Genomic DNA, 7452 nt, shown 5'->3' with positions numbered 1-7452 from the left:
ATTCACGTGCGACAACTGGCCACTCGATGCGAGAGGTTCTAGAACGAGGCCTCGTCGAGCTCCATCACGTCGTTGTCGATGTTGTCGAGCACCAGACGCGTGCTGGTCAGCAGCGGCAGGAAGCTCTTCGCGAAGAACGACGCCACGGCGATCTTGCCCTCGTAGAACGACTTGTCGGCATCGGTGGCGCCCTGGCTGGATGTCGCCGGCAGCCCGGCTCCGGCATCGAGTGCCGCGATGGCGACGGCGGACTGCTTGAGCAGGAGCCAGCCGAGCACCAGATCGCCGACGCTCATGAGGAAGCGCACGGAACCAAGGCCCACCTTGTAGATGTTCTTGGAGTCCTCCTGCGCCGACATCAGGTAGCCGGTCAGCGTGGCGGCCATGCCCTGTACGTCAGCCAGCGCGGTCGCCAGCAGCGCGCGCTCGGCCTTCAACCGGCCGTTGCCCGCCTCGTTCTTGACGAACTGCTCGATCTCGTTTGCGACGTAGCCCAGCGCCACACCCTTGTCGCGGACGATCTTGCGGAAGAAGAAGTCCTGCGCCTGGATGGCCGTGGTGCCCTCGTAGAGCGAGTCGATCTTGGCGTCGCGGATGTACTGCTCGATCGGGTAGTCCTGCAGGAAGCCGGAACCACCGAAGGTCTGCAGGCTCTCGGTGAGCTTGGCGTACGCCTGCTCGGAGCCGACACCCTTGACGATCGGCAGCAGCAGGTCGTTGACCTTGGTCGCCAGCTCGGCATCCACGTCGTGCACGGTCTTGGCCACGGCGGCGTCCTGGAACGTCGCGGTGTAGAGGTACAGCGCGCGCAGGCCCTCGGCGTAGGCCTTCTGGGTCATCAGGCTGCGACGGACGTCCGGGTGGTGCGTGATGCTCACACGGGGCGCGGTCTTGTCCGTCATCTGGGTCAGGTCGGCACCCTGGATGCGGGACTTGGCGTACTCGAGCGCGTTGAGGTAACCGGTCGACAGCGTGGCAATGGCCTTGGTGCCCACCATCATCCGGGCGCCCTCGATGACCTCGAACATCTGCGCGATGCCGTTGTGCACCTCGCCGACCAGCCAGCCCTTGGCGGGCACGCCGTGCTGGCCGAGGGACAGCTCGCAGGTCGCGGAGACCTTGAGACCCATCTTGTGCTCGACGTTGGTGACGAAGACGCCGTTGCGCTCGCCGGGCTCGCCGGTCTCGAAGTCAAAGAGGAACTTCGGTACGAAGAACAGCGACAGACCCTTGGTGCCCGGTCCTGCGCCCTCGGGGCGGGCCAGCACTAGGTGCAGGATGTTCTCGCCGAGGTCATCGGCGTCACCGGAGGTGATGAAGCGCTTGACGCCGTCGATGTGCCAGGAGCCGTCCTCCTGCTTGACGGCCTTGGTGCGGCCTGCGCCGACGTCGGATCCGGCGTCGGGCTCGGTGAGCACCATGGTGGAGGTCCAACCGCGCTCGGACGCGAGCACGGCCCACTTCTTCTGCTCTTCGGTGGCCTGGTTGTAGAAGATGTTCGCGAAGCCCGCGCCCATCGAGTACATGTACACGGCGGGGTTGGCGCCGAGCACGTGCTCCATCAGCGCCCACTGCAGCGCACGCGGCATCGGCATGCCGCCGAGCTCCTCGTCGAGGCCGATCTTGTCCCAGCCGCCGTCGGTGATGGTGCGGACGGACTTCTTGAAGGACTCGGGCAGCGTGATGGCGTGCGTCTCGGGATCGAACACCGGCGGGTTGCGGTCACCCTCGGCGAACGAATCGGCGATCGGGCCCTCGGCCAGTCGGGTGATCTCGGCGAGCATTTCGCGCGCCGTGTCCACGTCCAGATCGCCGTAGGCGCCTTCGCCGAGAACCTTGTCTACGCCGAACACCTCGAACAGGTTGAATACCTGGTCACGGACGTTGCTCTTGTAGTGGCTCACGTTTCCTCCTCGATGAGAATGCCGTCTGCGGTTGGGTACTTGGGCTAAGTTACCCACCAGTAACTCCCACCAACTATACCGGCTGGTAACTTGATCGCAAAGCAGTGTCGAGCAAATTACTGCTGGCTAACCAACCCGACGGTTGATCGGGCTGGTCCATACCGTCGCTCATAACCCGTGAGCTGGGCTTTCGCCTCCATGTGATGTCCGCCACTAGATGCTTCAGCACGCCCGCTAGGGTGGGGCGAATGAGGCGCGTGGTGGTATGGGGGACGGGCAACATGGGGTCGACGGCGATCCGGTCCGCGGTCGGCTTCCCCGGGTTGCGACTGGCGGGCGTCATCACCTCCTCGCAGGAGAAGGCCGGCCGCGATGCGGCAACGTTCACCAACCTCGCCGAAGACACCGGCGTGATCGCGACGACGGACGTCGATGCGGCGCTCGCGGACTGTGACGCCGTGGCCTACATGGCCTCGGGCGACATCCGTCCCGACGACGCGGTGAACGACATCGAAAGGTGCCTGCGCTCGGGCGCGCACGTCGTCACGCCGTCGCTCTACTCCCTCTACGACCCGCGATCCGCACCAAAGGAGTGGGTCGACCGACTCACCGCGGCGGCCGAGGAGGGCGGGTCAACGCTCCTGGTCAGCGGGGTCGACCCGGGCTGGGGCAACGACGCGCTGGCCGTGACCGCCGCGGGCCTGTGCACGCGGATCCGCACCATCAGGTGCCAGGAGATCTTCGACTACTCGACCTACGACCAGCCTTATGCGGTCCGGGTGTCGTGTGGTTTCGGAGGATCGATGGACGAGGTGCCGATGATGCTGCTGCCCTCGATCCCGACCATGGTGTGGGGCGGCAACGTCCGCCTCATCGGCCGCGGTCTCGGCCTCGAGATCGACGAGATCACCGAGGAGGTCGAGCGGCTACCCCTTGAGGAGTCGGTCGACAATGCGATGGGTCGCTTCGAGAAGGGCACCCAGGGCGCGTTCTTCCTCAAGGTCATCGGGTGGTCGGGCGGCAAGCAGCGCATCGTCATCGAGCACGTCACCCGCATCGACCCGTCATGTGCGCCGCACTGGCCGCAGCCGGATGAGGGTGTGGGCGACCATCGCGTGATCGTCGACGGCGACCCGCAGTTGACCATCGTCAGCCGCGCCGATGTTCCTGGTGGAACCAGGGCCGACGGCGGCAACACGACGGCCGCCAACCGACTTCTCGGCGCCATCGAATGGCTGGCAACCCAGAAGCCCGGTATCTACGACGGTCTCGACGTGCCGCTTCACACCCCGCTGCCCGCTGCGGTCGAAGCGACCCGCTGGGCTTAGGAGACCTCCGCCTCCTCCGCAGGCGATTCCGCGTCGGCGTCGGGTTGCGCCTCCGCCTCCGGCGACGATTCCGCGTCGGGCAGCTGACCGACGAGATACTCGGCGAGCCCTCCGATGGTCGGATAGTCGAACACCGCGGTCGCGTTGATCGTGAACGCGCCGCCGAACTGACTGTGCAGCCGGTTGCGAAGTTCGATGGCCATCAGCGAATCGGTACCCAGGTCCAGGAACCGATTCGTGGCGGCCGGCGGCGAGGCGAGCCGCAGGAAGTTCTGCACCTCGCGCTGAAGGAATTCGGTCACGAAGCCCGCGCGCTGCGGCACCGGTATCTCCTGCAGCTGCCGAAGCAGCTCACTGTCACCGGTCACCTCCCCCGCAGCACTCGGCAACACCAGGTCGAGAATCGGTGGCCGGGAACTGCCAAGCACCTTCGCGGCCCGCTGCCAGTTGGCCTTGATAACGGTGGCCTGGCCGGTTCCGTTGGCGACGACCTCGGCCAGTGCGCTCAGGGCGGCCGAGGGTTCCAGCGGAATCAGGCCCTGTGCACTGATATTGGCGGTCGCGGCCTCCGAAGAGGCCATCCCACCCTGGGCCCATGGGCCGAAGTTGACCCCGGTGGCGGGCAGGCCTTGGGACCTTCTTTGTGCGACCAGGCCGTCGAGCAACGCGTTGGCAGTCGCGTAGTTGGACTGACCGGGTGAACCGAACAAGCTGGACACCGAGGAGGACACGATGAAGAAGTCCAGCTCGTCGTCCCTCGTCAACCTGTCCAAGTGAATGGCACCGAAGGCCTTGGGCGCCAACGTCGTCCGGAAGCGCTCCAGGTCCTGCTGCGATAGCAACGCATCGTCGAGCACGCCGGCCAGATGCACCACTCCGGCGAGCGGGGGCAACTCGGCGCGAATGCGCTCCAGCAGCTTCTCGACCTCGGACTCCTCGCCGACATCGGCAGTGAAGACGTTGATGCGGCACTTGTAGCGGTCGGTGAGATCTTCGATCAACCGTTGCGCGTCCGCATCGGGCGCGCGGCGGCTGGTCAACACGATGTCACCGGCACCGAGCTGGGCCAGATACGACGCCGTGTGCAGACCGATCGCGCCGAGACCGCCGGTGATCAGATAGCTCCGATCCGCCCGGGGCTGCAGCGGATTCGGAATCTGCACCACGATCTTTCCGATGTGCCGCGCCTGCTGCATGCGGCGGAACGCGGCCCTCGCCTCGGTCAGCGGGTAGATCTCCGCGGGCAGTGGCGTCCATTCACCCTTGGCCAACCCCGCCGACACCTCGGTCAGCAACCGGCGAATGCGTTCGGGCTCCTGAATGGTCACCGTATCCAGCGCCACGATCTCGTAGGCGATGTCGGGGCGGGCCTCCGCCATCTGCTCCGGCGTCCAGATGTCGCGCTTGGCGATCTCGATGAAGCGGCCGTTCTGGGCAGTGGCCCGCACGGTCGCTTCGAGAAACCCCTCACTGGTCAGGCTGTTGAGTACTACGTCCACACCCGAGCCGTCGGTGTCGATGAGGATCTGGTCGGCGAAATCCGTTGTGCGCGAATCGTAGACGTACTTGACGCCCATCTTGCGCAGCGTCGCGCGTTTGTAGGTGCTGGCCGTGGCGAAGACGACGGCGCCCTGCTGCTGCGCCATCTGGATCGCAGCCAGCCCGACGCCACCACTGGCGGCGTGGATGAGCACGCGGTCACCGGGCTGCAGCTGGGCCCAGTCGAACGCGAGCCGCACCGTGAGCGCCGCCGCGGGGATCGTGGCCGCATCGACCGCGCTCACCCCGTCGGGAATCGGTGCCAGCAGCTGGGCGGGCACGTTGAACCGGCTGGAGAACGCGCCCTGCATGAAGCCGTAGACGCGTTGGCCCACCTCGAGTTCGGTGACGTCGCCGCCCAACTGCGTGACGACGCCCGCGAAGTCCCCGCCGATCGGTCCTGGATCGCCAGGGTAGAGGCCGAGCACGTTGAGCACGTCCCGGAAGTTGAGGCCCGAGGCCTCCACCCGAACCTGCACGTAGCCCTCGTCCGGCGGCGGCACGTCCTTTTCGGTCAGCCGTAGGTTGTCGATCGCGCCGCGTTCGGTGGGCGCCAGGACGTAATCGCCCCCGCGCGGCACCGTGAGATGTCCACTGCGTGCCCACGGCAACAACCGTGAGGCAAGCAGTTTTCCTTGCCGCAGTGCGAGTTCCGGCTCCTGAATGGATGGGTCCGGGTTGGCGATCAGATTCGCCAGTGCGTGTACGGCCTCCTGTGATCCGTCGGAATCGACCAGTTTGAGGCGCAACGCCGGTTCCTCGTTGATCGCCGTGCGCCCGAATCCCCAGAGGGCCGCTTGCACCGGGTCGACCGGCTCGCCGGATTCGCATGCCACGGCCCGTTCGGTGACGATCCACAGTCCGCCAGGCAGTTTCACTCCGCCACTTTGTGAGCCGCCCTGCACGGTGTGCACGGCGCTGAGCAGGTTGGCGAGCTCGGTTTCGATCCGTTCGGCGACTTCGGCGCTCGACTCCGCCGTGCTCGAGTTCTCCTGGCTCCGGCCGGTAGCACGCCAGACGACGCCTGAGAACGGCAGACCACGCTCATGAGCGTGGGTCAACAGCTGTCCCAAGTTCTCCGGATCGCCAGCCCGATCGAACGGGATGCAGCCAGGCACCTTGGCGGCCAGTTCGTCGAATCCGGCGATCAGCCAGGTGCCGTCCACTTTTTCGGCACCGTCTTCGGACGGTGGCGGCGGAACCTCGTGCCAGCCAAGGGTGTACAGCAATCGAGTGGCGTCGCCGCCGAGCCCGCGCAACAACGCCTCGCGGGGCGCGCGTTTGACCGTGAACTCGCGGATTCCACCTAGCTGGCGGCCGTCCCGATCGAGGAAGTCGAGATCGAAGACCTGGGTCTCGCTGTCGAGTCCTGTTTCGTGCCACCTCGCGCGGCAGTAGAACCTGCGCGGCATCTTCTCGCGCAGCGTCACCTGCCCGTACCGCAACGGCAGGAACAGGTCGCTCACACCCTGTTCGGCCGCGAGAAGTGCAGGGAACGCTGGGAAGGCAACGCCGGTGCACAGGTCCATCAGCACCGGGTGCATCGGCTCGCTTCCGAGCTGTTCGGCGAGTTCTTCGCCGACGACGATGTCGCCGATCGCCTCACCTTCGCCGAGCCACAGCGACTTGAGGGAACCGGACCAGGTCGGCCCCCACGCCAGCTCCAGGTCGGCGAACGTCTCGAACAACTCCTGTGGACGCATCCGGTCCAGTCGCTCGATGGCCGCGTCGACGGGATCGGTCTGGTCGGACACCGGCTCGTCGGCTGTGTCGTCGAGGCCGGTGACGACACTGCCTTCGGCGTTCAACGACCATTCGGCGCCGCGTTCACCGTACGGGCGGCTGTGCACCTTGAATGTCGAACCGCTGCCGTCCTCGAGCGGATGCAATGTCAGCTGCACCTCGCGAGAAGCCTTCTCGGGCAGGATGATCGGCTCGTAGAAGAAGACGTCCTTCGCGCGCGCCGGGGTACCGACGGCGGCCAACGCCATCGCTGCGTACGTCGCCCCTGGGACGACCACGATGCCATAGATGACGTGGTCGGAGAGCCACGGCTGCGACTTGACGGACAACCTGCTGGTGTAGACGGAGTCACCAGAGGCGAGGTCCTTTGCGCTACCGAGGATTCCAGAGACCGACTCACCGTGGACACCGGAACCGGCGATGCCGGACGTCTTGGGCCAGAAGCGGCGGCGCTGGAATGGATAGGTCGGCAATTCGAGTCTGCGACCTGGTTGACGTTGCAGCGCACCGAAATCGGGTCGGTGGCCGCCGACGTAGGCCGCGGCGAGCGCGTCGGCGATCTGGCGCCGGTCGCCAACGCCCTTACGCAGCGAGACGATCGCCCGCGGAGCGGCCAGGTGTTCGGGCCAGACCTGCACCGCAGTCCCGGTCAGCACCGGCTGCGGACCGAGTTCCATCAATACCGAGCATCCCAGCCACGCCACGGTGCGCACACTTTCGGCGAATTGCACCGGCTGGCGGGAATGTCGCCGCCAGTACTGTGCGTCGAGCGGGGTTTGGGCCGTGAGCACCGCGCCGGTGCGGTTGCAGATCAGCGGCAACGTCGGGACGGCGAACTGCAGCTGCGCTGCGTACGCCTCGAATTCGTCGAGTACCGGATCCAGCAGTTCCGAGTGGAAGGCGTGGCTGGTCTCCAGCCAGGTGCAGCGGATGCCCTC

3 protein-coding genes are annotated in these 7452 nt (G+C 66.3%); 1 reads left to right on the top strand and 2 read right to left on the bottom strand.

The window, feature by feature from the left end:
- Positions 1 to 38: 38 nt before the first annotated feature.
- Entirely contained in the window at positions 39 to 1904 is a 1866-nt protein-coding gene (locus ACRDUX_RS37900) for an acyl-CoA dehydrogenase family protein (RefSeq protein ID WP_526422204.1), read from the bottom strand.
- Positions 1905 to 2152: 248 nt separating this feature from the next.
- Here ACRDUX_RS37900 and ACRDUX_RS37895 point away from each other — a divergent pair, with 248 nt between their 5' ends.
- Positions 2153 to 3232, top strand: coding sequence for an NAD(P)H-dependent amine dehydrogenase family protein (locus ACRDUX_RS37895; RefSeq protein WP_526422202.1), 1080 nt, complete (start codon positions 2153 to 2155; stop codon positions 3230 to 3232).
- On the opposite strand, the gene ACRDUX_RS37890 is transcribed toward ACRDUX_RS37895, so the two are convergent.
- Positions 3229 to 7452, bottom strand: a 4224-nt coding sequence (locus ACRDUX_RS37890) for an SDR family NAD(P)-dependent oxidoreductase (RefSeq protein ID WP_526422200.1), incomplete at its 5' end; no start/stop codon positions are given. The genes ACRDUX_RS37895 and ACRDUX_RS37890 overlap by 4 nt on opposite strands.

This window comes from Mycobacterium sp., assembly GCF_050701675.1.
Lineage (GTDB): Bacteria > Actinomycetota > Actinomycetes > Mycobacteriales > Mycobacteriaceae > Mycobacterium.
This window is presented reverse-complemented; position numbering and strand designations above follow the sequence as displayed.